The organism is Candidatus Woesearchaeota archaeon (assembly GCA_030651375.1).
Lineage (GTDB): Archaea > Nanobdellota > Nanobdellia > Woesearchaeales > UBA12501 > JAUSFM01.
This window is the reverse complement of sequence record JAUSFM010000014.1, coordinates 40,143-62,203: the sequence shown is the minus strand read 5'-3', so window position 1 is coordinate 62,203 and position 22,061 is coordinate 40,143. Positions and strand designations below refer to the sequence as shown.

Here is a 22,061-nt window from a genome sequence, read left to right as displayed (position 1 = left end):
TTTTCCTCACCAATATCCCGTAATGGCTGGAGTTCACAAATAAACAGCATTTTTTCTTTGGTAATATCCATAAAAAAAGTCGGCCATCGGACATATCGTTTTCCAAAAGCGGCCATTGGCTCGTACCATGCATCCGGGTAGACTGGCTTTCCGTCAATCGGCCCCCAGCGAAAGAGCTCAGCATTGGGATTGATTCCGGGTATCATTTTTTCACTCAGTGTTTGCTTTCATTGCGCAGCTGATGATAAGGTTTTCAACAGTGGCGAGTGGCGCGCTTCGCCCCAAAATGGCAACTGGTTTGCGGCATCCCACTAGCATTGCCATACCGATGGTAGCGTTGGATAATTGTCCCAGCAGATGGCAGACAATGTTTGCCGCAGTCAAATTGGGAAAGACGAGTACATTGGCGTCTCCTTTGATGAGTGCATTGGGGCATTTTCTGCCGGCGGCGTACGGATTTATTGCCGCATCGCCTTGAAATTCGCCGTCAAAAACATATTCTTTTTTCTTTTTGCGCGCGAGCTCGACTGCTTTCAGTGTTTTTTCAATAATCAGGGAAGTGCCGCCGCTGCCTTTGGTTGAATAGGAAAGAAATGCGACACGCGGCTCAAAGCCAAAGTGGGCTGCGCAGTCGCCGCCATTGACTGCAATCTGGGCGAGCTGTTCTTCATCCGGCTCCGGATTCAGGCTGCAGTCGGTCATAAAGAGCACGCGCTTGTTTTTTTCATCTTCGACCAGTACCACTTCAGACACCAGTGCTGCGTCTTTTTTTGTTTTGATAATCTGGAGCACCGGCCGCATTAATTCCGCGGTTGAGCATATTGCGCTTCCGGCAAGTCCATCCGCTTTTCCGGTGTGCAGGAGCATGCAGCCGAAATAATTGACATCCAAAATCAGTTTTTTTGCCTCGTCTTCAGTCAGGCCTTTTGCCTTGCGTAGTTCGTATAATTCTTTCGCCAGTTTTGGTGTGTCTTTGTATGTTTTTGGATTAACAAGAGTTGCCTTGGTGATGTCTGCCTTGCACTTCTTTGCCTCGTCTTTTATTTTTTTCTCGTCTCCAAGAAGAATAAGGTTGGCATACCCCTTCGCGAGAATGGACGCGCTTGCTTTCAGGCAGCGCTCATCCCACCCTTCGGCCACGATGATGGTGCGCTTTTTTTCCTGTGCCTTTTTCTTCATCCGGTCGATAAGGTCGTGCATCGTGGTCATACAACCTGTTGAATAAAGATGGTTTATAAGATTTACTCTTTTTTTCGACGATTTAAAAGGTATTTTATGGGTCAACCAATACGGACGAACGGCACAGCGCGACAAGAGCAAAAACCCGCTGCGCGGGTTTTTGAGTGAAGATGCTGTATATTCATAGGTCTTCTCAAAGCAAAAACGTCGGCGCCGACGTTTTTGCCCAGCGGAAAAATCGCACGGTGCGCGTGTCAATTTTCCGAAGTCTTGTTCGTTCGTGCGGGTTTTTGTTTGTCCATTCGTGCTGGCTCTCGTATGCGTAGAAATAGCAGTGTATAAAACAGATGCCCCCACTTCAGGTAAATCTTTTTAAATGCGCCCTTCTGCACAGGTATCATGGACGAAACCGCGCGATTTAAGCTGAAAAGATTCATCAAGGAGCTTGAACAGTATAAAGGCAGGCATACTGAATTTGTCTCCGTGTACGTTCCCAAGGATTACGATCTCATCAAAATCATGCAGCATCTTGCGCAGGAACAAGGAACCGCGTCCAACATCAAGTCTGCGGCCACGCGAAAAAATGTCACTGACGCGTTGGAGCGCATGATTCAGCACTTGCGTATTGTCGGAAGAACTCCCCCCAACGGGCTTGCTGCATTTTCCGGCAACATTGCATCAGTAGAGGGCAAGAGCGATGTGCGTGTGTGGAGCATTGAGCCGCCCGTTGACCTGAACCTGCGTGTGTATCGCTGTGACAAAGATTTTGTGCTTGAGCCACTGCGGGAGATGTGCGAGTCAAAAGAAATCTATGGCCTTGTCGTGCTCGACCTTCGTGATGCGCACATCGCGTTGTTGAAAGGAAAAACAATCATTCCTCTTCTCAAAACCCATTCTGAAGTGCCGGGAAAATTCAAAGCAGGAGGCCAGAGTGCCATGCGTTTCTCCCGCCTGCGCGAAGGCGCAGCCAAAGACCATTTCAAAAAAGTGGGCGATTATATCAAAGAACAATTTCTGATGATGAAAGACCTCAAGGGAATTTTGCTCGGAGGGCCCGGCCATACTAAAAACGAATTTTACGACGGAGATTACGTTACTGACCAGCTCAAGCAAAAAATCATCGCCATCAAAGACTTGAGCTACACTGAAGAATTTGGCCTGCAGGAATTGGTTGACAAAAGCCAGGATGTGCTGGCGAAAGCAGAGATTGCTGACGAAAAAGCAATCATGCTCAAATTTTTTACCCTGCTCTCCACCAAGCAGGGCATGGTGGCGTACGGCAAGGATGATACGATGAAATACCTTGAGTTGAGCATGGTTGAGACCCTTCTCTTGTCCTCATCGCTCGAAGACAGCGTGATTGAAGAATTTGAGGAAAAAGCGCGCGCAGTCGGGAGCACCATCAAAATTATTTCCACTGAAACGCGCGAGGGCGTGCAGCTGCGCGATCTGGGAAAAGTTGCCGCCATACTCCGGTATGAGGCAAACTTTTAGGGTGAGCACCATCGATGTCAACCTTATGAAAGATGCGTACACCCACCTTTTTGACGAGCATTTCTTGTACGATTCCGTAGTCACATACTCTGGCCATTTGTCTCCGTACAATGCCCAGATTCTGCTTCGGGGAAACATGCTGCAGGCGAAACTCTCAAAAAAATGGCGCAGTGTCGGCCCTGAAATAAAAATGGGCCTGCTGCAGGATTTATACCTGCGCTTGTGGAAGCACAAAAAGAAAAATAAATCAGAGATGAACACGCTCTATCTCGACCTGTACCATAATTTTGTGCGCAACATTCACATCACTATCCCAAAAACAGAAAATGATCCAGTGCTCGATGACTCATTCAGCCGGCTGAACCAGCGCTATTTTCTTGGAATGGTTGAAAAGCCCAATATGATGTGGGGAAGGTATTCAACCACCAAGCTCGGCTCGTACAATTTCAAAACAGACGCCATTGTCATTAGCAGTGTGTTCAAATCCCTTGCGCATGATCCTGCGTTGTTGGATACGGTAATGTACCATGAGATGCTGCACAAATACTACAAATACCGCGGCGGCGCAGGAAGAGTGTGTTATCATGATGCGACATTCAAGAAAGCCGAGCGCACATTTGAACACTTCGACGCAGTTGACGCCCGTTTGCGGCTCGCGCTGCGGAAAGCGAAGCGAGCGAATCGCATGGCCTCTCCGCATGGTGTTTCACGGTTACGGCCATCGTTTGCCGGATTGATAAAAAAATGGTGGTGAACTGGTAGTGAACAACAAACTTTAAATAGCCAATTCCCGCATTGATTCAAAAGAAAAAGATACAAACCTCAAAGGGTGTGATACTATGAAACGCGTCAAAGCAAAGGATGTTCAGCCGGGCGATCGGGTTATCATCAAAAAGTCCCTCTATACCGTGACGGGAAAGAAAATCATGAACGGCAAGGTCGTATTGACCGCAAACACCGTTGGGCGAACCGCTCCACAGACTGATACGTCGCACTATAGCCCCAATACCTACATATCAGTGCCGTAATCCCTCTCTTTTCTCTATTCTTTTCTTTTTTGCTTCTTTTCTTCTTTTTAAAGTTCTCTTCTTTCTCCCCTTTTTAACTGTTTTAGAAATATTTAAATACCACTTCATAACCCAACCACCTTGGTGTTTAGATGGGCGATACAAAACCAGTCAGCGTTGCAACATTGCAGAAAGGCAACTATGTCATTATTGACGGTGTTGCGTGCAAAGTTACTGATACCCAGACCTCACGGCCTGGCAAGCACGGCCATGCCAAGGTCCGGCTAACCGGTGTCGGCCTGTTGGATGACAAGAAACGCGTGGTGGTCATGCCCGGCCACGACAGCGTTGACGTGCCCATGGTGGAAAAAAAGACCGCACAGGTTCTTTCCATCAAGGACAACAAGGCAAACGTCATGGACGTTGAGACCTACGAAACATTCGACATTGACATTCCTGATGAGTTCAAGCAGACGTGCGTCGAAGGATGTCAAATACTGTACTGGATCATCCTCGACAGCAAAGTGATGAAACAAGTCAAATAAACCAAGTTAAATAAACACATAACAACCAAACTACCACGTGATTTTTATGGTCAAATTTCCTGAAGCAGCAGCACGGATTCAGCGCAACATCTTTGTATGCAGAAACTGCAAGGCAAAGCGGCGCAGCTCCATGCGCAAGATTCTCGCCGGCAAAATAAAATGCCGATCGTGTGGCAGCCCCGCGCTCCGGCCGGTACGGAAGAAATAAACAAAACTAAATAAACACGGTAACCCGACTACGATTCTCTTTTTATTTTCCTTTTCTCTTTTTTACTCTTCACGCAATGCATCGACTGGCTGCAGTTTTGATGCGCGGTGCGCAGGAAAAATTCCGCTGATAATCCCAACGACCACTGAAAACAGAAGTACCCCCACTATAAGGTACCACGGAAATACGGTGCTTATCGTGCCCGGGCCAAACGCCGTGTTTGCGCCAAACTCAACACCTTTGCTGATGCCTGCGCCCACAATAATCCCCACAAGCCCGCCGACTCCGCCAAGCACACCGCTTTCAAACAGAAAGATGCCAAGAATGTCTTTATTGCGCGCGCCGATGGCTTTCATGACGCCAATTTCTCGAGTTCGGTCAAGCACTGACGTGAACATGGTGTTCATGATGCCAATACCACCCACTAGCAGGCTGATAAGTGCAATGCCAACAAAAACCGCCTGCACCACATTTAGCACCACATTGAATGATTTGATAAGTTCCGTACTCGTCTGTACCATGAAATCCTCTTTTCCCTCTTTTTGGTGCCGGTCACGGCGAAGCGCTTTTTCAATATTCTTTGCGACGGTATCAGGGTTTTCAGATTGTATGCTTTGAGCAAGTATCATCGAATAGGTGTCTGGGTTTTTTACTGCCGCACGCGCGTCTGCTTCAGGAAGAATGACACTGCTGTCAGTGCCGGGGTCGCCGGTTCGCGCAATCACACCAACAACACTAACCATGACTCCATTGACACTAATCTTGTCTCCCTTTGCAATGTTCCTGCCAAACAGTTTTTTGTTTCCTAAATTGTAGCCAATCACTGCTTTGCCCTTGTCCGTGTGCGTGAGCATCCGGCCTTCGCTCACCTCCCAGATATTTGTTTTAATAACCAACTGCGCTTCCTTTTGCTTTTCAGGAACGCTTATCACATACAATGTCCGCTGAAGCTTGTTGTACTGCACATTTGCCGCGACAAAAATCTCGCCCGCGGTTTGTGCAACACCATGCACCTTCTGTATCATTTTCTGTTCGCGTTCAGTAAGCTTTCCCGGTGATTCGATTCCACCGAAATTTCCAATGTCTTTTGCCTGGACAAAAATTTTGTCTGCGCCAACCTTCTCAAACTGGGCATTAATTGTTTGCTGCAATCCTTGGCCAAGTGAAATCAGCGCAACCACTGCCGCAATGCCGATAAAGAGCCCGACCAGTGTTAACGCGGTTCTTTTTTTTCGCTTGATCAGATTGCCCAATCCGAGTTTCAGCAGCTCAATCACTTCGCATCGCCTCCACCGGTGGCATCTTGCTTGCCTGCCGCGCAGGAAATATACCGGCGATTACGCCAGTCAAAAATGAAAAGGCAAGCGCACCAACAATCAGGTACCACGGGAATGACGCTTTAAGGATACTGCCGACAAATCCACGCGCTCCAATCTCGACGAGCATGCTTAACCCTATGCCCATACCAATGCCCACAGCACCGCCGACCATGCCCAGCAATCCACTCTCAAACAAAAAAATAGTGAGCACGTCACCATTGCGCGCGCCAATGGCTTTCATGATGCCAATTTCGCGCTTGCGCTCAAGCACCGCGGTATACATCGTGTTCATAATGCCAATGCCGCCGACAAGCAGGCTGATGAGTGCAATGCCAATAAACACCACCTGCACCACACCGAGAATAGTGTTGACGCTTTTGATAAGGTCCTCGCTTGTTGAAACCGTAACATCCTCAAATCCCTCTTTCTGGTGGCGGTCGTGCCGAATTGCTCTCAACATCCGCTCTGCAACAAGCGCGGGCTTTTCTCCGGGTGCAAGCTGTGCAACAATGGCGCTGTACTCTGTTGGCTCATTAAAAATATCCCGCGCGTCATCTTCATTTATCATCAGTGCGGTGTCGCGGCCCGCTCCTATTTTATCGAGCAAGCCGACAACCTCAAACCGCGCCTTGTTAATAATGAGGGTGCTTCCAACACCGATTTTTTTAGAGAAGTGTTCCTTTGTCCACAAATTATTTCCCGCGAGCGCACGCCGTGCATCATCAGGCTTCAGCATGCGCCCCTGTATTACCCGGACATTGTTTGCTTCAACAACCAGCGCGCGGTCGTCCGCTGTTGTGGGAAGGCTGGCAACAAAAATAACATCCGCATCTTTTCCGGACTCGACGTGCGCTGAACGCAGCAGCCTTCCGGCAGCTCTCATCACTCCTGGTATTCGCCGCACCAAATCAAGGTCGTGCGTGTCAACAATTCCTGCAGCGTTCTGCCCCGGCGGCCCAAATCCTGGGCTTGCGCCCTGCAGAATAACCTTGTCCGTGCCGACACTTGCAAACTGTGCGTTTATCGCTTTTTGCATGCCCTGCCCAAGGGAAACAAGGGCAACGACCGTTGCAATGCCGATAAAAATTCCCAACAAAGTCAGCATCGTCCGAAGAAATCTTTTCTGGAGATTTCTAACGGCAATGAGCGCATAGTCGCTAATCATGGGGATTCAGTGTTTCCGCCGTTTCTTGGTGAAGTACCACCACGTTGCACCAATGCCTGCGGCAAGAATCACCAGCACCACAGCAAAGCCGTTGCCTCCCGTGCCGAGCTCCTGGTCAGTGAGCAGCCGAAATGGAATCGTGTACTTCTGCTCAAATCGTTTATTATATGGGTCACGGAAATCAAGGCTGACATTGAGCACCGGATTTTTTGCTTTCACATTGAGCATGAAATCAACGGTTTGAAAATCATCACTGTCAATGTTGCCGACATACGCTTCATTGCTGGGGCTCAAGAGCTCATAGTCTTTGTTTGGCATGAGCCGAAGAGTAACATATTTCAGATTGGCAATTCCTTTGTTGACAATTTTCAGCGAAACAGTTGCCGGGCCTGTTGTTTTTTGCGCTTTTGTTGAATCAACCACCACACTGACATCGGGCTGTGCATTCACCATGACACTAATTTTCGCTGAGTCATTGTACCTGCTGTTTCGCGCGTCCTGATACACAAAATTGATGGGAATCGTGTACAGATTTATTTCGGTGTTGGTTGCTGCGGCTATGTCAAAGCTGACATTTTCGCTTTTTCCGGCATCAATATAACTAATGCGCTTCTTGGTTCCGCTCGTGACCGTTGTGAATGTTTTTTCATCGAGATCAAGTATGACATCCACATTTTTTGCAGGCATAGTGCCGGCGTTTCTCAACGCCATCTGGATGGTTGCAATTTGTCCGGGCAATAATGGTGTTGGGTTTACATGGTACGAATCAATTACCAGCCCAACATTTTGAGTTTGCAGAAGAAGTGGTGCCTCAAGTAAGATCCATGAACTGGCAGTGCCTGTATCTGTTTTGTCCGTGTTAAACCGGTACCAAAATTTCGCGGCGTGTTCGCCATTTGGCGCGTCCGGCGCAACCGTTAGCGTGAATTTTACAACTTTCTCTTCAGTTGCCGTGAGATACCCGACATCGATGTTCTCGGACTGGCCTTCTGCCAAGCTGAACGGATATTCTTTTTCAAACTTGAGGGAAAGGTGGTTTGCTTCAGTTCCTCTATTCTTGATTTGCAGCCACACATCGACGGTGCCGCCTTGTTCCGTTGGTGTTGGCTCATACCGGAGAACTGACACGTCGAGCCGCGGCCCCTGCAATGCCAGCACCGCTGGCAGGAAAATCAACAGAGCAAACCCGAGTACGAGCCATGTGGTGACATTTAGTTTTTTCAATTCTTTCATGCATTGTTTCATGCGTATCCCCTCACTGTTTTTGTTTTGACAATAACACCATCTTTTAAGAATGCAATGCGCTGTGCCCGATGGGCAAGTGCGTCATCATGCGTAACGAGAACAATAGTCTTCCCGTGTTTTTTGTTGAGTTCGAGAAGGTGCTTCATCACTTCTTTGCCCATAGTGCTGTCGAGATTTCCGGTTGGCTCATCAGCAAGAATAACGGGCGGATCAGTGGCAAGGCTGCGTGCAATCGCCACGCGCTGTTGCTGGCCGCCGGAAAGCTGGTTTGGCTTGTGGTGCATGCGGTCACCAAGGCCAAACTGATTAAGGAGTTTCTGGGCGCGTTCCCGCCGCTGATACTCAGGAATTCCCTGAAACGTCATAGGAAGCATCACATTTTCAATGGCGGTAAGCGTTTCTATAAGATTAAACCGCTGGAAAATAAACCCTATTTTTTTGCCGCGAATTTGTGCAAGGTCAGATTCATGGAGTTTGCTAATCGCCTGGCCGTCGAGAAATATTTCTCCATTTGTGGGAATATCAAGGCAGCCGACGAGATTCATCGCCGTGCTCTTGCCGCTGCCTGAGGGCCCTTGGATGGCGAGAAATTCACCTGGGTACACCGCAAGGTCAATGCCGGATAGCGCATGTACTTTTGTCTCGCCCAGCGTATATGTTTTCCATACTTTGTGGAGTTTGATGATCGGTTTTTTCATGGGTCAGTCTCTCTATCTCCTTCTCTATCTTTTGCAATGTATTTATATAAATCTTGTGACACAATCTCTATCAAAATAACAAACTATTTAAAACTCCAAAGCAAAAAGTCCTTTATGGGCGTTCAGGAACTTTTCGCAATCGGCTTTATTCTCCTCCTCGCCATTTTTGTCTATATCGAGCGGAAAAAGTTTGTGCTCCAAAAAATCTTCTTTCCCGTGGTGTACGTTCTCTTGTACCGCACCAGCGTCGGCCTCAAAGCAATGGACCGACTGGCAAAAAAAGCCCCGCGGCTTCTTAAAAAAGTGGGCACCGTGGCGTGGGTGGTTGGGTATGCCGGCATGCTTTTTATCGCCTACAAGCTTCTTGAAAATCTCTACCTGCTCTATTTTGCAAAAAAATCAGTGCCCGGCGTCGGCATTCTCCAGCCGTTTTCACAAAACCTGCCCGGCACCGTGTATGTTCCGTTTTTTTACTTCCTCATTTCACTCGTTGTCGTTATCGTCATCCACGAGTTCAGCCACGGTGTCATGGCGCGTGTGCACAACCTTAAAGTAAAAGCCAGCGGCGTGGGCGTGATTGGCCTGCTTGCCCCGATTCTTCCGGTTGCGTTTGTCGAGCCGGATGAAAAAGAAATGGCGAAACGACCGTATCACCAGCAGCTCAGCATTCTTGCAGCCGGGCCGTTCTCAAACATTGTGCTTGGCATGCTCGTTGTGGGCCTCTTCTTCCTCATTGCAGTGCCGGTTGATTCGCATATGCTCCAGCACGAGGGCGTGCTGGTGCACGGCATTACTAAAGATGGGGTATACCCCGTCCAGCAGTCGGGCATGGCTGCCGGAGAAGTCATCACTGAAATGAATGGTAAACAAATTGCATCAATCAAAGATTTTTCAGCGGTGCTTGCAGAGAAAAAACCAGGGGACATGATGCATGTTGTTTCAAACCGCACAACCTATGACATCGCGCTTGGTGCCCATCCGATGAATGCATCAGCGCCGTATCTCGGCGTGTTTGTCGCCGATAAAACCAGTGTCAAAGAGTCGTTTAAAGAAAAATATGGTTCGTTTGTTCCCACGGCTATCATCTGGTTCATGGGCCTGCTCTTCTGGCTTTACGCAATCAATCTCGGCATTGGCTTTTTTAATTTGTTGCCGATGACGATTTGCGACGGCGGCAGAATGTTCCAAATTGCCATGCTAAAACTGTTTGGCAAGGGCAAGGAGCACCTTGCCTATCAGGTCTGGAAAAAAGTTGGCATCATCTTTATCGTCGTGCTCTTCATGATTCTGTTCAAGGGATGCACGGGATAAGTTTTTAAACACTCCCTTTTTCCTTTCTCCTATGGCACTCTCGACCATCTCCATCGCCTGCATTGGCATCCAGAACGAAGGAAATCTCGGTGCCATCGCGCGCGTGATGAAAAACTTTGGCGCAGAAGAATTAATCCTCATCAACAGCTCCATTGACCATCGGTCAAAGACTGCTCTTGACCGCGCGTCGCATGCCGCGGACATTCTTAAAAATGCCCGTTGCGAAACCAGTTTTGCCGTGCTCAAAAAATATGACCTCATCATCGGCACCACAGCAAAAGTGGGCACAGCGTACAACATTCTGCGTCTTCCATCAACGCCCCGCCAGCTCCATGAACAGCTCAAAAAAAATCCGAAGAACAAAATTATCGTCGTGCTTGGCCGCGAAGACCATGGCTTGTCGAATGAAGAACTTGCTCTCTGCGACCTTGTTGTTTCTATCCCTGCCTCAAAAACATACTCCATCATGAACATTAGCCATGCGTGTGCTATTGTGCTCTACGAGCTTTTTACGGCACGCGCTGACCAAACCTCACTTTCCCATGTCACTCCTGCGTCTCGCCTTGAGCATGAGCATGCGCTCCTGCTTGCGCACCGATCAATCGGTGCCCTTTCATTTTCAACCGACGCCAAAAAGCGTACACAAGAAAAACTCTGGAAAAAAATCATCTTCAAAAGTTTTCTCACTAAGCGCGAAGCAGGTGCGCTGATGGGCTTTTTCAAGAAAATACTCAGGCAACGATGACGTGATATAGCGACCATGCGGCGATAGCGCCAATTGCGCCACGCATCAGAAATGAAAAGACAATGCCGGTTATTGTTTTGCCGGCACTTATTCCTGCTGGCACCTGTTCCAGTATGTGGATCCGCTGCTGTACGGCGTGTTTGACCAGCATGATTGCCTGTTCCTTTTCGTGGCCGATACTCATCAGTTTTCCCACAATGGTGTCTACAGGGTGATGCCGCCGAAGTGCTTCGGCAATGTATGCTTTGACCTTTTCAGACACAAAACACCTCTTTTTCTTTTTTATTTTATTGCTTTTTATTTTTTGCGGTCTCTGTTTGTCGTTATTCAGGTAACCTTGATCGTCACCTTCATCGATGCATGGAAATTACATTGTCCCTGATAGGTTCCTGGCTGTGCATGAACCACCACTATTTTTTCTTCCCCTGCTTTGAGTTCTTCATTGATTCCGAGTGCCTCAACACTGAATGTGTGCACTGCTTGGCCAGTGTTTTTGATGGTTATTTTTTCAGCAGCAGAAACCGTTATTGTTGATGGAACAAACGTGAAGTCGCGAATCTCGATATTTGTTTCAACTGGTGGTGTTGAAGTAGGTGGTAGTGGTGTTTGTTTTTCTGGAATGGGCACTATTGGTATTGTTTCTTCTTTTTGTGATAGGAGTGTTGACGGCGGTGCTTGCGTGGTTTCTTCCGGTGTGCTCACGCTGCCTGTTTCTTCGTGCGCTTCGATTCCTCCGGTTGCCGTATATATCCTCTGCACATCGTCTCCTTCTCCGGGCTGGCCGCAGCTTGCGTCGCCGTTGTCGTCTTCAACACAGCCGAATCCATCGCCGATGGTGCCGCAATTAATTTCAATGGTCGCAACCGCCGCGCCATCGGTTGTTGCGTCAATGCAGAACGGCTCAACAACCGTTGTTGTATCTTTACAATTGCTTGAGTACACAAATGTTTCAAAGCTGTTTTTTGGCCGGTAGCGTGTTGGTTTTGGTTTCTGCGGATCAAAGCCGGTGATGGCGTTTATGTCATAGGACGATTTCAGCTGGTCAAACACCGCGAACGGAATCCGGTTTTGTTCACCATCCTCACAGATGGGCACGCAGCCGGTGCGTGCTTTTCGCCTGATTCTCTGTACCGCTCCATACGCGCGGCACGCCGAGCCGTCAGGACAGTCCTCATTTGTTTGGCAGTCCTTGACTGCTGGTGTGATGCGTGTTTCAGTTCTGCCCAATGTTCTGCTGTATGCCATGCCCGTTATTTCAGGAGCGTAACTCATTATGATAAGTGCAAGAATTGCCACAGCCACGACGATAATTTTACCGTTGTCCATGTGCTTCCTCTTTTTTTAATGTGGTGATATATTCTTTGACGCGCTTTTCAGGATTGGGATGCGCCTTTGGCCCGATTGCATACATTTTTTTTTCCGTTAGCGGCCCCCATGAATATGTTCCCTCGACTTTTTGTATTTTGTCAACAATAAATTCTCCCAACACCACTCCTTTTTTCAGGTGATAATACATTAACCGGAGCGTACACTTCGGAAACAGCTCGCGATGCACTTTGTAGATATCATATCCACTGGCGCTTCCGAGGCAGGCCAGGATGTCAACCATGTGCTGGCGGACGATGCTGTTCGGTTTTCTGCCGCGGGCCATGCGTTACTTTGGGCGGTGTACGTTTAAATAGTTTGTCACATAGGTTTGAATCCCACAAATCTTTTATAGCCACAAAAAAGTATTTTTTCATGCCCTCTATGCCATCGTATGACCCGTTTGCGAATTATGCGCCTCGTCCGTATTGTCCGGATATTGGCACTGTGGTTGATAACGGGCATTGCAGGAACGATGTGATTGTTGTGCCGGCACCATTCATGCCCACAGTCTCGGTGCACACTGCCGGCAAAAACCGTGTGACACCGACGGCATACGCCGGCGATTGTTCGTATCCCCTCGGTGATATTCGCGACTTGCTGTCGTGGAAAGGCGATGCGCACAGTTTTGTTGGCCAATTTCAGGGCCGCGTTGGCGAACGGCTATTATCACTGCTGCTCGAGTGTTTTGTTAACAAACTGGTTGTTGATGCAAAAGATGCTGGCTACGAAACTGCCAACGGAAATGTGTTGCGCGAAAAGCGAAAATACCGCACTGGCAGAGGTGATGCTGTTTTTTGGGACAACGAGTACCTGCTCAAGTTTGATCGGCGCACAACCTTTGTGCTGTTGCAAAAAGCGCATGCAGGTTCTTATCGATTTCGCTACCGGAAGGGAGAGTTGAGCCTTGAGCGCGCGGAGATTGACGGGCTTGCGTATTTCACGGTCAATGACAGAAAGTATCTTCTGGTGGGCGATGCGAAAACGATTTCGAGGCCGTCATCAGATGTGTGGAATATCAATCGTCCGGGAAACAATCTTGAAACACGCCTTGTTCGTCCGCTCCGTGAGCTCTATCCAGACCACGAGCTTGTCTATGTTGTGGCTGCCTACCGCCACATGCTCTTTCAGCGTGAGGGGAATCCGCCCGTGCTGACACCTCCCAGTGAGGTGTTTGCCCATCATCTTCGGCGTGCCGGCGTAACGCCTGTTTTCATTCCCTTTCCTGAAGCAATTGACTGCAAAAAAATTGCGCGCCAGTTTCATGGAAAACTGCTGGTGGTGCGTAGCCTTATCGAAAGCCTTGAGAACATGATTCGGGGAGACGTCAGGCCGGAATAATTCTCTTCTCTCACTTGTATCTCTCTATCTGTCTGACGCTGTTTCCTCCTGCAGGTCCTCGTGCGCAGGGAGCATAGAACTGTTTAATATCTCACTGCGAATCAGTTGCCCATTTGCCGTTAATTGGTACAGCCGCCCTTTTTTTTCCTCGGGGTTAAGGCAGCGGGCAATGCTCTTTTCCTGAAAGCTGCGAAGAACATCGCTGACGCTGTTTCTGCTGATTTTTGGGTTGTGGTGCTGCGCCTCGCGAAAGATTTGGGCAGGAATTTTGAGGTCGTTCATCACCTTGATGATCTCCCTGCGTTGGCTTCCCCGCAGTATCCACGAATAGAGTGTAAGGTCGAGTTTGTGCATGCCATCACCTCTTTATTTCTTCTTTGCTTTTGTTTTTTATAAATATTGTCATTATTAATCTATTTTTGCACTGAATATGCCAAGAAGATAAATTAATCAAAATTATACTCTTGAATCAATCTGAATATGTTATAAAAATGCACTGAATCAACTTTAATGTGGTTATTAATCTAATTATGCACCAAAAACAATCTAAATATGATTAAGAATAACTATGGACGTTCAACTTTTCTTCTGTTTCTCTTTTTTACAGCACAACCAGCAGGACAAAAATAAACATAATACCCACAACTAAAGCAATGCTTCTCAAAGAGAACTCGGGGCGTTGCTGTTCGCTTTCGCCCAATACCAGTCTATTATACCCTCTCATAGTATCACCCAAGCACCTGGCTCTGTTCCCAACAAATGAATCTTTGGTGTCTTGAGATAGACAATTATAAAAATGTTGTGTTAGAAGAATAACAAAACAGAAGAAAGAGATACAAAAAGAAAAAAGTAAAATAAAAATAACTAAAAAACTTTATTCGATATACATCTTGAGATTCTTCACGTCGTACTTCCACGCAGCAGGCAATACCTCGTTGCGCTTGTAGTACTTAACCAGCCGCCTGATCTTTGAGTCCGTTAGCTGTACGCCGCGTTTGGCAACTTGGTCCTGTCGGTTTTCTTCAAGATGCTTGCGAACCGCAATTGCTTTCTTAATCAGCGCCATGAGATCTTCAGGCAGCTCTTTTGCCACGCCGCGCTCTTTCAAAATGTGCGTGATGGTCTTGCCGGCGATCTCCTTGACGCGAGGAACACCATAATTGTCCCGCAGTGCGAGGCCGATGGTTGATGCGGTGTGGCCTTCTTTTGCGAGCTTGACAATAAGCGTCTCAACTTCTTTTGGCTTGTGCCGTATCCAGCTTTTCGTGGTCTGCTGGAGTGGCCGGTTTGAGCCGGATTTTCCTTTTTTCCCTGAATGCATACGTGCCATACGTTCAACTCCCTTGTGTTGGTTGTTTTTTGATTGTTTTGGCGCGAGAAATATCTGTTCTTCTCGCCGGCATACTCCAGCTTGCACTGTGGTATCCCTTGATTATGATGCAGGAACCGGAGGGGGTATTTAAAGATTTGGGTATCGTTAACTTTAAATAGCCAAAAGGAAAGAAAAGAACAATGCGCAACCGACTCTACCCCTGGGCCATTTTTGCCATCTTGGTTATTTTCATCATCTTCATGGGCTCGCAGGGAAAATCGCTTGAAGCAGTCAACATCTGGGCGCTGATTCTTGCGCTGGTTATAATCATCATCGGCCTGCTGTTTGGCATGCTGCGCGAGCGGAAAAAATGAGGTACACTATGCGCACTATGCGTACTCTGAACTGGCGTATCATTGTTAGTGTATTTGTTTTTCTGGCATTTCTCACTGGCTGCTCAGTTGACCTTGTCGGCAATTCCGGCACGACCAGCAATGTCGTTTCTGTTCCTCCTGCGCCGATTCCTTCTTCACCAGAACTCATTGAAGAGCAAGGCACCGGTGTCATTGAAACTATTGTGACTTGCACGCTTCCTCAAAAAATCATCAACAACGAGTGCTGCCTTGACGTCGACAATACCGGCGTGTGCGACAAGTACGAACTGCAAGCTGCCTGCGGCGACGTCGTGTGCAGCCCGAATGAAAACGAGTGCACCTGCCCGCTGGACTGCGGCAGCTGCACAGCAAAAGATCTCGGCGTGTGCAAAGCCGGCGCGTGTGAAAATAATGTCTGCGTTGCAAAACTCAATTCACAGTGCTGCGGCGACACGCTCTGCAAAGATGGCGAAACATGCAACACGTGCTTCCAAGACTGCTGCAGCATTACCAGCTTTTCCAGCCAAGAAAAACTCAATCTCATAAACTTTCCCGGCCTTGCGAAAGGCTTTTCCGTTGTGGTCGGCGACAAGGCGCCACCGGAAGATGTGGTGGTCGGCGAACACATTCTCATCACTATTGCGAGCGAAGGGCTCTCAGTCGGCAAAGGTATGTTGGCCAGCGAAATACAGCTCGGTGCAAAAGACTATATTGTCATCGGCAACCCCTGCGATAACAAGGCAGCCGCAGAATTATTCAAGATTCAGCAGTTCTTCAATACCAACCCCCGACAGTGCCAGATTTTCAAGCCCGGTGAAGGGCTCATTAAGCTCTTTATGACATCAGAAAAAACTATGGTGCTGTACGTCGGCGGGTATTCACCCGCTGAAACAAAGCGCGCGGCACAGCGGCTGCTTGACTACCAGAAAAACATTCTTGTGGGCATTGAGCAGAAAATCTAACTATACTCTTAATCTACGATGCATCGTTCTTGATAATTGTACGTGAAATCCCATCAACAATATACGACGGCAGTGCAAGGCTCACTCCTTCCAAGCCGACAATTTTCAGCGTGTTCAGCCCGACCATTTCTCCGCGGCGGTTGATGAGTGGCCCGCCGGAATTGCCGATGTTAATCGGGCTGTCAGTCTGGAAATAGGGAATGTTGCCAACATACCGGTCAACTGCGCTGATAATGCCTTCAGTTGCGGTAAATCCGATTGCCCCCGGGTTGCCGAGCGCAAATACTTTTTCGCCCAGCTCTGTTTTTTTTGAGTCGCCAATAGGCAGCGGCTTCAATTTTTTGTTAGGCTCAATTTTCAGCACCGCAAGGTCATATCCGTCGTTCACTCCGGCGACACGGGCGGTAAATCGGTCGCGCTGCAGCGCGTTCTTGTTGTACAGCTGGACTACTACCGCGCGTGCGTCGCCGATGACGTGCTTGGATGTTACGATATATCCATCGTCGCTGATAATCGTGCCGCTGGCTTTTCCGGTGAGGGTCTCAACGCTCACCACTGATGGCATACCGTTCTGAATTATTGACGAGAAATCGCTCGAATCCGCGCTCACCTGCTTGAGTTGTTTTTCAAATTCGTCAATGCGTTGGCCATCTTCATGGGCTCGGTTTAGCTGGCCAGTAATTTCCCCAATTTTGCTCTGGGTTTCTTTTTGCAGCGCGGAAAACTGCTCGTTGATGCCTGACGATGCTTCTTTTTGCTGATACAGGTCTTGTTTTATCTTGTATGTTTTCGCATCAACATCCTCGGCAAGCCGCTTTATTTCATAATCAACACGATCATAGCGTTCACGCATTTCACCCTGAATGGCGCTCAACTGGCCCGTGAGCTCTGCGTTCGCTATTCTTGTTTGGTGATGCCCGTAGAGCACGAAGCTGCCCGTGATGATGGCAAATAGCAGAATGACCGTTACCACCTCTCGTTTGTTGTCGATAATGAGCATTTCCTTTTTAATGGAACGAGTTTTTATAAAGTTTGTGGGGGTGTTCGAGATGTTAAAAAAATTATTACGTTTCTACATCAGCCAAAGACGAGAATGTGCAAGAGGCGAATTGTGAAGGAACTGTTTTGGTGCAGCGGCACCTTCAACTATTTCATCAGAGGCGAAAACGTGGCGCCACGTTTTCGCCGCGCGAAGAAAATCAGAGCGTGCAGGTAGCATCCGTATCTTGCCCGTTTCTTGCCGGTTGTGCACAACCCGTTTTTGTATTGGTCAAAACGTTACCCAACTACAAACATCAAGCCAAAACCCAATTCAAACCACTTTCGTGATGGCTGATCTAAACCCCATTCATTATTTTCTAAAGCGGCATCTCAACCACAAATCTGCTCCCTTTGCCCGGTGTTGATTCGACGCGAATTGTTCCCTTATGCATCTCCACAATTTTTTTCGTAATGGGAAGCCCGAGCCCCGTGCCGCCTTTTGTTCTGGTTAAGTAATCTTCTACTTGGTAAAACTTCTCAAATATTTTTGTGTGGTGCGCCTTGGCAATGCCCGGCCCCTCATCCTGTACCCAGAACTGCCATACTTTTTTCCCTCGCTCGGCATCAAGCGTGATGGTTCCCTGCTCCGGGCTGAATTTGATGGCGTTGCTTAACAGGTTCACAAATACCTGCTTGAATCGTGCAGCGTCAACTACAACAAGAAATTTTTTGGGCACCATATTCTTGATGCGGATTTTTTTCTCGTCGATCAATTTTTCATACGCAGTATAATCAAGGAGCGCAGCCAGATTTGTTTTTGCCAGTGTCAGTTTTTCCTTGCCGCTTTCCAGCTTGGACACATCAAGAATATCGCTGATTAATTCGGCAAGCCGGCCTGCTTCTTTGTTGACCACATCGACTGCTTTTTGCTGGTCTGCGTTGAGCGCACCCATTTTTCCCTGCCGAAGGAGCGACAGGTAGAGTTTCATCGAGGTCAACGGCGTGCGCAGCTCGTGGTTGACCGTGCTGACAAATTCGTCTTTCATTTTGCTTATTTTTTTTGTTTCCTCATATCGGCGTTGGGTGAGTTCAAGGTCTTTTTTGATGAGCGCCTTGTCTGCCAGCTTGAGAAACATCACCCGCAGGAGCAGGAGCATGGCAAGAAACGGAAACGGATGCGCAATAACTTTGAGGTACTTGTTCGCGCCAAAGAAAAAAACAATGTTCAGCAGGTACACCAGGGGTGTGACGGAATACACGCCAAACGCAAGCGCGACTTTCTTGTAATATTCAGTCAGCTTGTGGTGCTTGATGAGATACACAATCGGATACCACAATACCGCAATCTTGGTAACTTCAAAGAGAATAAATAAAATTGAAATAGTGAGCGTGTCACGCGGAAAGAAAAAAATATGTGCGAGCCACACCGCCTGTGTGATGCCATATAACACTGCCCCTGCAATAATTCCTTTTTTCAGAATGGTTCCCGTTGTTCGGTACAGGTCACTCAACAAGGTCGTGGTTATGATAAACATCCCAACAATTTCCAGCATGTTGGTGATGATAGGCGTGTATTTTATTACTGCTGCATTTGAGGGGCCAACAAATACCACTTGCGACAGAATTGCCACCATCACTATTTTTTCCAGCAACAGCAGAAAAAAGCCGGCAATCAGATATTTCAGCTCGCTGCTTTTTTCCTTGCGGTACTCACTGGCGAGCATGTAGAGAATAATCAGTATGAGCACAAACTCGATGCTTTTTTTCAGCAGGTCGCCGCTGAATGTGCCCAGAAACTTGTTGATTCCATGATATGCAGCAATGAGGGAAAACGGCATGCTTTCCCCTATTCCAACACTTGATTAACAACGTGGAGAAGCTCTGCCGGCTCAAATGGCTTCATGATATAATCATCCGCGCCGGTGTCCAGCCCTTTGGTTTCATCTTTCTGCTGGTCTTTGGCAGTGACCATGACAACTTTCGTGTGCTTCAGCGTGGTGTCTTCGCGAATTTTTTTGCACACTTCATATCCATTGAGGCGAGGCATCATGACATCCAACACAACCGCGTGCGGCTTGTGCTTTCTGACGAGTGCAAGGCCTTCTTCGCCATCTTTGGCGACGTGAACCGTAAACTGGTCTTGGAGAATGAGCTGTTCTGCCAGTGCAATGTTCTCGTCGTCTTCAACAATGACAAGGCTTCTTTTAACTGCTGTTTTTGCCATGGGCACCCCTCTGTTTGGAGAGAAGGTCGCTATTTAAAAAGTTTGTGGGGGTGGAATATTAAGGGACAATGGTAGGGCCTCGCGTGCGTAGTAATCAACCATGCCTCTTAAAGTATCCACGATACTCGCATCTACTCGATCAGATGTAGAGAAAGGTCTATGCGTTCTTCCTTTAATTTCAAATTGTAACCCCTCCATGCGATCTCCTAAAGGATCATAATGTCCAGTAAAAAACTCACCCGTCTGAAACGCTCCTTGTTCCAGACTCTTTCCTTTTGAAAAAACGTGTGCAGCCGCATCAATCACTGGACAATGCGTGACAATTTCAACCAGCACACGCGCATAGTCAGGCAAGGGCAGTATCTGCGCCCGCTTTATTGCATAAGCCGTAGCATCCATCATCGCCGCGGCATACGCTGCCATGCACGGCGGATTTCCGGGGCGCGCGTGCCAGAATTTTTCGAAAAGCGTGCGGACATACGCGTTCAGAACTTCCGGTTCGTTGCCATATTTCGGCATTTCCGGATGTGCATCTTTGTTGTGGTTGTTCACTCCTAATCCGATATCTGACCGTGCGACCGTGGTAACCAACTGGCCGTTCTTCACATTATAACCCGCGCCGAAGAGGTTCAAGCCAAGCGTCTGTTCTGCACGTACATAATCAGAAGTAATCCCGATCACATGCTTATAATGCGGAAATGCATGAATATGATCGTTGCCAAATCTTTGCTCTTCAAGTCTTCCCTTTTCAGAGAGCGGGACAGTGCGATCCTGCGGCGTTGAAGAAATAAGTCCGGGTACGGATTCCTTCTCGCCATGCCGCTTGACAATAAAGTCGATGATGACCATACACCCAGGGGAGAAAGAGCTCATTTTTAAGCCTTTCTCATTTTTCATCTATGCTCGTCACCTTGACCATATCTCCTTCGCGTGCAAGAGTGAACGTGAGCCCATCATGCCGGTACGATGTTTGTTCCGGTGTCACGTGCTCCGGTAAACAATTCCGAATCGTTCGGAGATGGCTTCGCCATTCATCAGCCGGCGAGGCGTATGGCCGGAACCCTTCAATTCGGCAATACTCGCGGAGCGCGTGCCAACCCAACTGGTACGTGGTGCCGTTGGTTGTCACAGTTATCGGCGTGGTCCGGTCAAGGCGTGCGTGGAGCACTTCCTCTGGCAGCATGAGCAATCGTGTCCAGTGTTCTTTTTCAATTTGGCCGCGTTGAAATGCGAATGCGTAAAATGTCGCGTCCTCATGAGAATATCGTTGTGCACTGTATCTGCACATCGGCTCATTTTTTGGGGTTGTCTGTAGGAATCTGCGTACAACATTGTCAATCGCGTGCAGGCGAGGTGGTTCTGGCACTGGTTCACGCCGGTGTTTTTTTCTCAATTCTCCCAGAATAGCGTGCCGGTGCACAACGCGTGGCGTGCTGTCATCACGATACCATTCACCTACCATATTCATTTGGATACCATACCGATCTGCAATCTCCTGTTTCTGCTCAATCACGTCTGGTGTCAAGCCTTGGGGCAGTGCACGGGTTGCCTGATGTGCCTGAAGAATCATGTGCTGCCCTTTGATTCTCCGGCCGGTTTTGCCAATTGCTATCTTTTCTGCAGCACTCAAACACGCTGCCGGAACAACATCATATGCCAGAAGCCGTGTTACATCATCAGGGTCAGTTATCTGCAGGAGAGTCAGCTTGTCGAGAACACCAACATACGGGTAGCATCCGACATCATTCAACAGAAGGGCGACTTGTTCAAGAATTGAAACATTTTCAGGCGTCGTCTTTTTTATTATTACTACCCCTGTAGGAGTTGGTGCTTGTTGCCGTGCGCGCCGATATTCGTTTTCAACCGTTAGACTTCCTTGGCAGTATGCCTCGGCAAAGGCCAGCTTTGCTTCCAGCGTTGGCATCTGCTCCCACGGCAAACTCGTGCTGTTCTGGGTGACTGCGTTGTAATATTCAAAAAACGCAACTGACTGAAAAATAATCTGATAAAAAAGATAGTCTTTTTTCACCGTTCCCTTGACATGCTCATGAAAACTTCCCTTGCCAAATGCTGTAGTAAGTACCGTGCGAGCGTATTCTAACGCTGGATCCGCCGGATCATTTTTTTCGTACGTCCATCGTTTCTTGTACACATCATTATGGCGGGTTGTTGCGAGGCAGAGGGCAATGACGCGCAGCAGGTCGTTGCTCGGCACTTCAGGAATATCTATTCTTCTTCCCCGTCTTTTCTTGTATGCAATTCCTGCAAGGATGTTTGGCAGCTTGTGTTTTCCGATCCAATCACGAATGACAGTGCCTTTCTTACCTACTTTTTTCCCGATAAAATGATACGATATGCCCTGCTGCCACAATGCAACAACGCGCTGATATAATTCATATTCCTCGGTAACTTGTTCACGCCGCTGGCCGCGTTTTTTTTCCGAAAAACCATTCTGCACCCACATCTGGTCACCTTGTACCAGAATCTCCTCGAGCGGCGGCAGTTCCCATACTCCTTCTTCAGTGAGGCGTGCTTCCATACTCATCGGCAGAAAAAACGGGATTTATAAGACTTGTGGTGCTATTA

Annotated in this window: 25 protein-coding genes; 10 read left to right on the top strand and 15 right to left on the bottom strand. The window is 48.1% G+C overall.

Translation table 11 applies throughout. The features are described 5' to 3' along the window. Positions 1 to 210: 210 nt before the first annotated feature. Complete coding sequence (locus Q7R76_04395; protein MDO8642796.1) at positions 211 to 1,209, bottom strand: phosphate acyltransferase; 999 nt, start codon at positions 1,207 to 1,209, stop codon at positions 211 to 213. A gap of 369 nt (positions 1,210 to 1,578) precedes the next feature. Here Q7R76_04395 and prf1 point away from each other — a divergent pair, with 369 nt between their 5' ends. From prf1 to rpl40e, 5 genes are all read left to right on the top strand, one after another. Then, positions 1,579 to 2,673: a peptide chain release factor aRF-1 gene (gene prf1, locus Q7R76_04390; protein MDO8642795.1), complete on the top strand. Its 1,095-nt coding sequence runs from the start codon at positions 1,579 to 1,581 to the stop codon at positions 2,671 to 2,673. A 1-nt stretch (position 2,674) separates the two neighbouring features. Next, entirely contained in the window at positions 2,675 to 3,427 is a 753-nt protein-coding gene (locus Q7R76_04385; GenBank protein MDO8642794.1) for a hypothetical protein, read from the top strand. A gap of 85 nt (positions 3,428 to 3,512) precedes the next feature. Next, positions 3,513 to 3,701, top strand: coding sequence for a hypothetical protein (locus tag Q7R76_04380; GenBank protein ID MDO8642793.1), 189 nt, complete (start codon positions 3,513 to 3,515; stop codon positions 3,699 to 3,701). A gap of 131 nt (positions 3,702 to 3,832) precedes the next feature. Then, complete coding sequence (locus tag Q7R76_04375) at positions 3,833 to 4,225, top strand: translation initiation factor IF-5A (protein ID MDO8642792.1); 393 nt, start codon at positions 3,833 to 3,835, stop codon at positions 4,223 to 4,225. A 46-nt stretch (positions 4,226 to 4,271) separates the two neighbouring features. Then, positions 4,272 to 4,433 carry a 50S ribosomal protein L40e gene (rpl40e, locus tag Q7R76_04370; protein ID MDO8642791.1) on the top strand — a complete coding sequence of 54 codons (162 nt, stop codon included), beginning with the start codon at positions 4,272 to 4,274 and terminating at the stop codon, positions 4,431 to 4,433. Positions 4,434 to 4,495: 62 nt separating this feature from the next. Here rpl40e and Q7R76_04365 read toward each other — a convergent pair whose 3' ends face one another. Genes Q7R76_04365 through Q7R76_04350 form a run of 4 tightly spaced genes read right to left on the bottom strand, consistent with a single transcriptional unit; the run spans position 4,496 to position 8,860 of the window. After that, positions 4,496 to 5,710 carry an ABC transporter permease gene (locus Q7R76_04365; protein ID MDO8642790.1) on the bottom strand — a complete coding sequence of 405 codons (1,215 nt, stop codon included), beginning with the start codon at positions 5,708 to 5,710 and terminating at the stop codon, positions 4,496 to 4,498. After that, positions 5,703 to 6,917 carry an ABC transporter permease gene (locus Q7R76_04360; protein ID MDO8642789.1) on the bottom strand — a complete coding sequence of 405 codons (1,215 nt, stop codon included), beginning with the start codon at positions 6,915 to 6,917 and terminating at the stop codon, positions 5,703 to 5,705. The genes Q7R76_04365 and Q7R76_04360 overlap by 8 nt, the downstream gene beginning before the upstream one ends. Before the next feature lie 6 nt (positions 6,918 to 6,923). Beyond that, positions 6,924 to 8,162: a COG1361 S-layer family protein gene (locus Q7R76_04355; GenBank protein ID MDO8642788.1), complete on the bottom strand. Its 1,239-nt coding sequence runs from the start codon at positions 8,160 to 8,162 to the stop codon at positions 6,924 to 6,926. Continuing rightward, positions 8,159 to 8,860, bottom strand: a complete 702-nt coding sequence (locus tag Q7R76_04350) for an ABC transporter ATP-binding protein (GenBank protein MDO8642787.1) — start codon at positions 8,858 to 8,860, stop codon at positions 8,159 to 8,161. Before Q7R76_04350 ends, Q7R76_04355 begins: the two co-directional genes overlap by 4 nt. A gap of 114 nt (positions 8,861 to 8,974) precedes the next feature. On the opposite strand from Q7R76_04350, the gene Q7R76_04345 reads away from it, so the two are divergent. Further along, the gene (locus Q7R76_04345; protein ID MDO8642786.1) at positions 8,975 to 10,171 is read left to right on the top strand and encodes a site-2 protease family protein; all 1,197 of its coding nucleotides are present in this window, start codon (positions 8,975 to 8,977) and stop codon (positions 10,169 to 10,171) included. Positions 10,172 to 10,202: 31 nt separating this feature from the next. Beyond that, positions 10,203 to 10,916 carry a TrmJ/YjtD family RNA methyltransferase gene (locus Q7R76_04340; GenBank protein ID MDO8642785.1) on the top strand — a complete coding sequence of 238 codons (714 nt, stop codon included), beginning with the start codon at positions 10,203 to 10,205 and terminating at the stop codon, positions 10,914 to 10,916. Here Q7R76_04340 and Q7R76_04335 read toward each other — a convergent pair. From Q7R76_04335 to Q7R76_04325, 3 genes are all read right to left on the bottom strand, one after another. After that, a complete protein-coding gene (locus Q7R76_04335; protein ID MDO8642784.1) occupies positions 10,903 to 11,178 on the bottom strand; it encodes a hypothetical protein in 276 nt (91 codons plus the stop codon). The two genes, Q7R76_04340 and Q7R76_04335, sit on opposite strands and share 14 nt — an antisense overlap. A gap of 65 nt (positions 11,179 to 11,243) precedes the next feature. After that, entirely contained in the window at positions 11,244 to 12,242 is a 999-nt protein-coding gene (locus Q7R76_04330; protein MDO8642783.1) for a cupredoxin domain-containing protein, read from the bottom strand. Next, positions 12,229 to 12,567, bottom strand: coding sequence for a hypothetical protein (locus tag Q7R76_04325; GenBank protein MDO8642782.1), 339 nt, complete (start codon positions 12,565 to 12,567; stop codon positions 12,229 to 12,231). Before Q7R76_04325 ends, Q7R76_04330 begins: the two co-directional genes overlap by 14 nt. An 89-nt stretch (positions 12,568 to 12,656) precedes the next feature. Between Q7R76_04325 and Q7R76_04320 the strand changes: the two genes are divergently transcribed. Further along, the gene (locus Q7R76_04320) at positions 12,657 to 13,622 is read left to right on the top strand and encodes a hypothetical protein (protein ID MDO8642781.1); all 966 of its coding nucleotides are present in this window, start codon (positions 12,657 to 12,659) and stop codon (positions 13,620 to 13,622) included. A 24-nt stretch (positions 13,623 to 13,646) separates the two neighbouring features. Here the strand turns inward: Q7R76_04320 and Q7R76_04315 are convergent, their stop codons facing one another. After that, the gene (locus Q7R76_04315) at positions 13,647 to 13,976 is read right to left on the bottom strand and encodes a hypothetical protein (GenBank protein ID MDO8642780.1); all 330 of its coding nucleotides are present in this window, start codon (positions 13,974 to 13,976) and stop codon (positions 13,647 to 13,649) included. Between the two features lie 520 nt (positions 13,977 to 14,496). Then, positions 14,497 to 14,952, bottom strand: coding sequence for a 30S ribosomal protein S15 (locus Q7R76_04310; protein MDO8642779.1), 456 nt, complete (start codon positions 14,950 to 14,952; stop codon positions 14,497 to 14,499). 182 nt (positions 14,953 to 15,134) lie between these two features. Between Q7R76_04310 and Q7R76_04305 the strand changes: the two genes are divergently transcribed. Both Q7R76_04305 and Q7R76_04300 read left to right on the top strand, forming a co-directional pair. Further along, on the top strand, positions 15,135 to 15,308 hold the full coding sequence (locus Q7R76_04305) for a hypothetical protein (protein MDO8642778.1): 174 nt from the start codon (positions 15,135 to 15,137) through the stop codon (positions 15,306 to 15,308). A gap of 8 nt (positions 15,309 to 15,316) precedes the next feature. Further along, complete coding sequence (locus tag Q7R76_04300) at positions 15,317 to 16,270, top strand: hypothetical protein (GenBank protein MDO8642777.1); 954 nt, start codon at positions 15,317 to 15,319, stop codon at positions 16,268 to 16,270. A 13-nt stretch (positions 16,271 to 16,283) separates the two neighbouring features. On the opposite strand, the gene Q7R76_04295 is transcribed toward Q7R76_04300, so the two are convergent. The 5 genes from Q7R76_04295 to Q7R76_04275 form a co-directional block, all read right to left on the bottom strand. Then, entirely contained in the window at positions 16,284 to 17,270 is a 987-nt protein-coding gene (locus tag Q7R76_04295) for a trypsin-like peptidase domain-containing protein (GenBank protein MDO8642776.1), read from the bottom strand. A gap of 358 nt (positions 17,271 to 17,628) precedes the next feature. Continuing rightward, on the bottom strand, positions 17,629 to 19,089 hold the full coding sequence (locus Q7R76_04290) for an ATP-binding protein (protein ID MDO8642775.1): 1,461 nt from the start codon (positions 19,087 to 19,089) through the stop codon (positions 17,629 to 17,631). 8 nt (positions 19,090 to 19,097) lie between these two features. After that, positions 19,098 to 19,475 carry a response regulator gene (locus Q7R76_04285; protein MDO8642774.1) on the bottom strand — a complete coding sequence of 126 codons (378 nt, stop codon included), beginning with the start codon at positions 19,473 to 19,475 and terminating at the stop codon, positions 19,098 to 19,100. 33 nt (positions 19,476 to 19,508) lie between these two features. After that, the gene (locus Q7R76_04280; GenBank protein MDO8642773.1) at positions 19,509 to 20,348 is read right to left on the bottom strand and encodes a phosphoglycerate mutase family protein; all 840 of its coding nucleotides are present in this window, start codon (positions 20,346 to 20,348) and stop codon (positions 19,509 to 19,511) included. A 13-nt stretch (positions 20,349 to 20,361) separates the two neighbouring features. Continuing rightward, the gene (locus Q7R76_04275) at positions 20,362 to 22,014 is read right to left on the bottom strand and encodes a hypothetical protein (GenBank protein ID MDO8642772.1); all 1,653 of its coding nucleotides are present in this window, start codon (positions 22,012 to 22,014) and stop codon (positions 20,362 to 20,364) included. Positions 22,015 to 22,061: the final 47 nt, after the last annotated feature.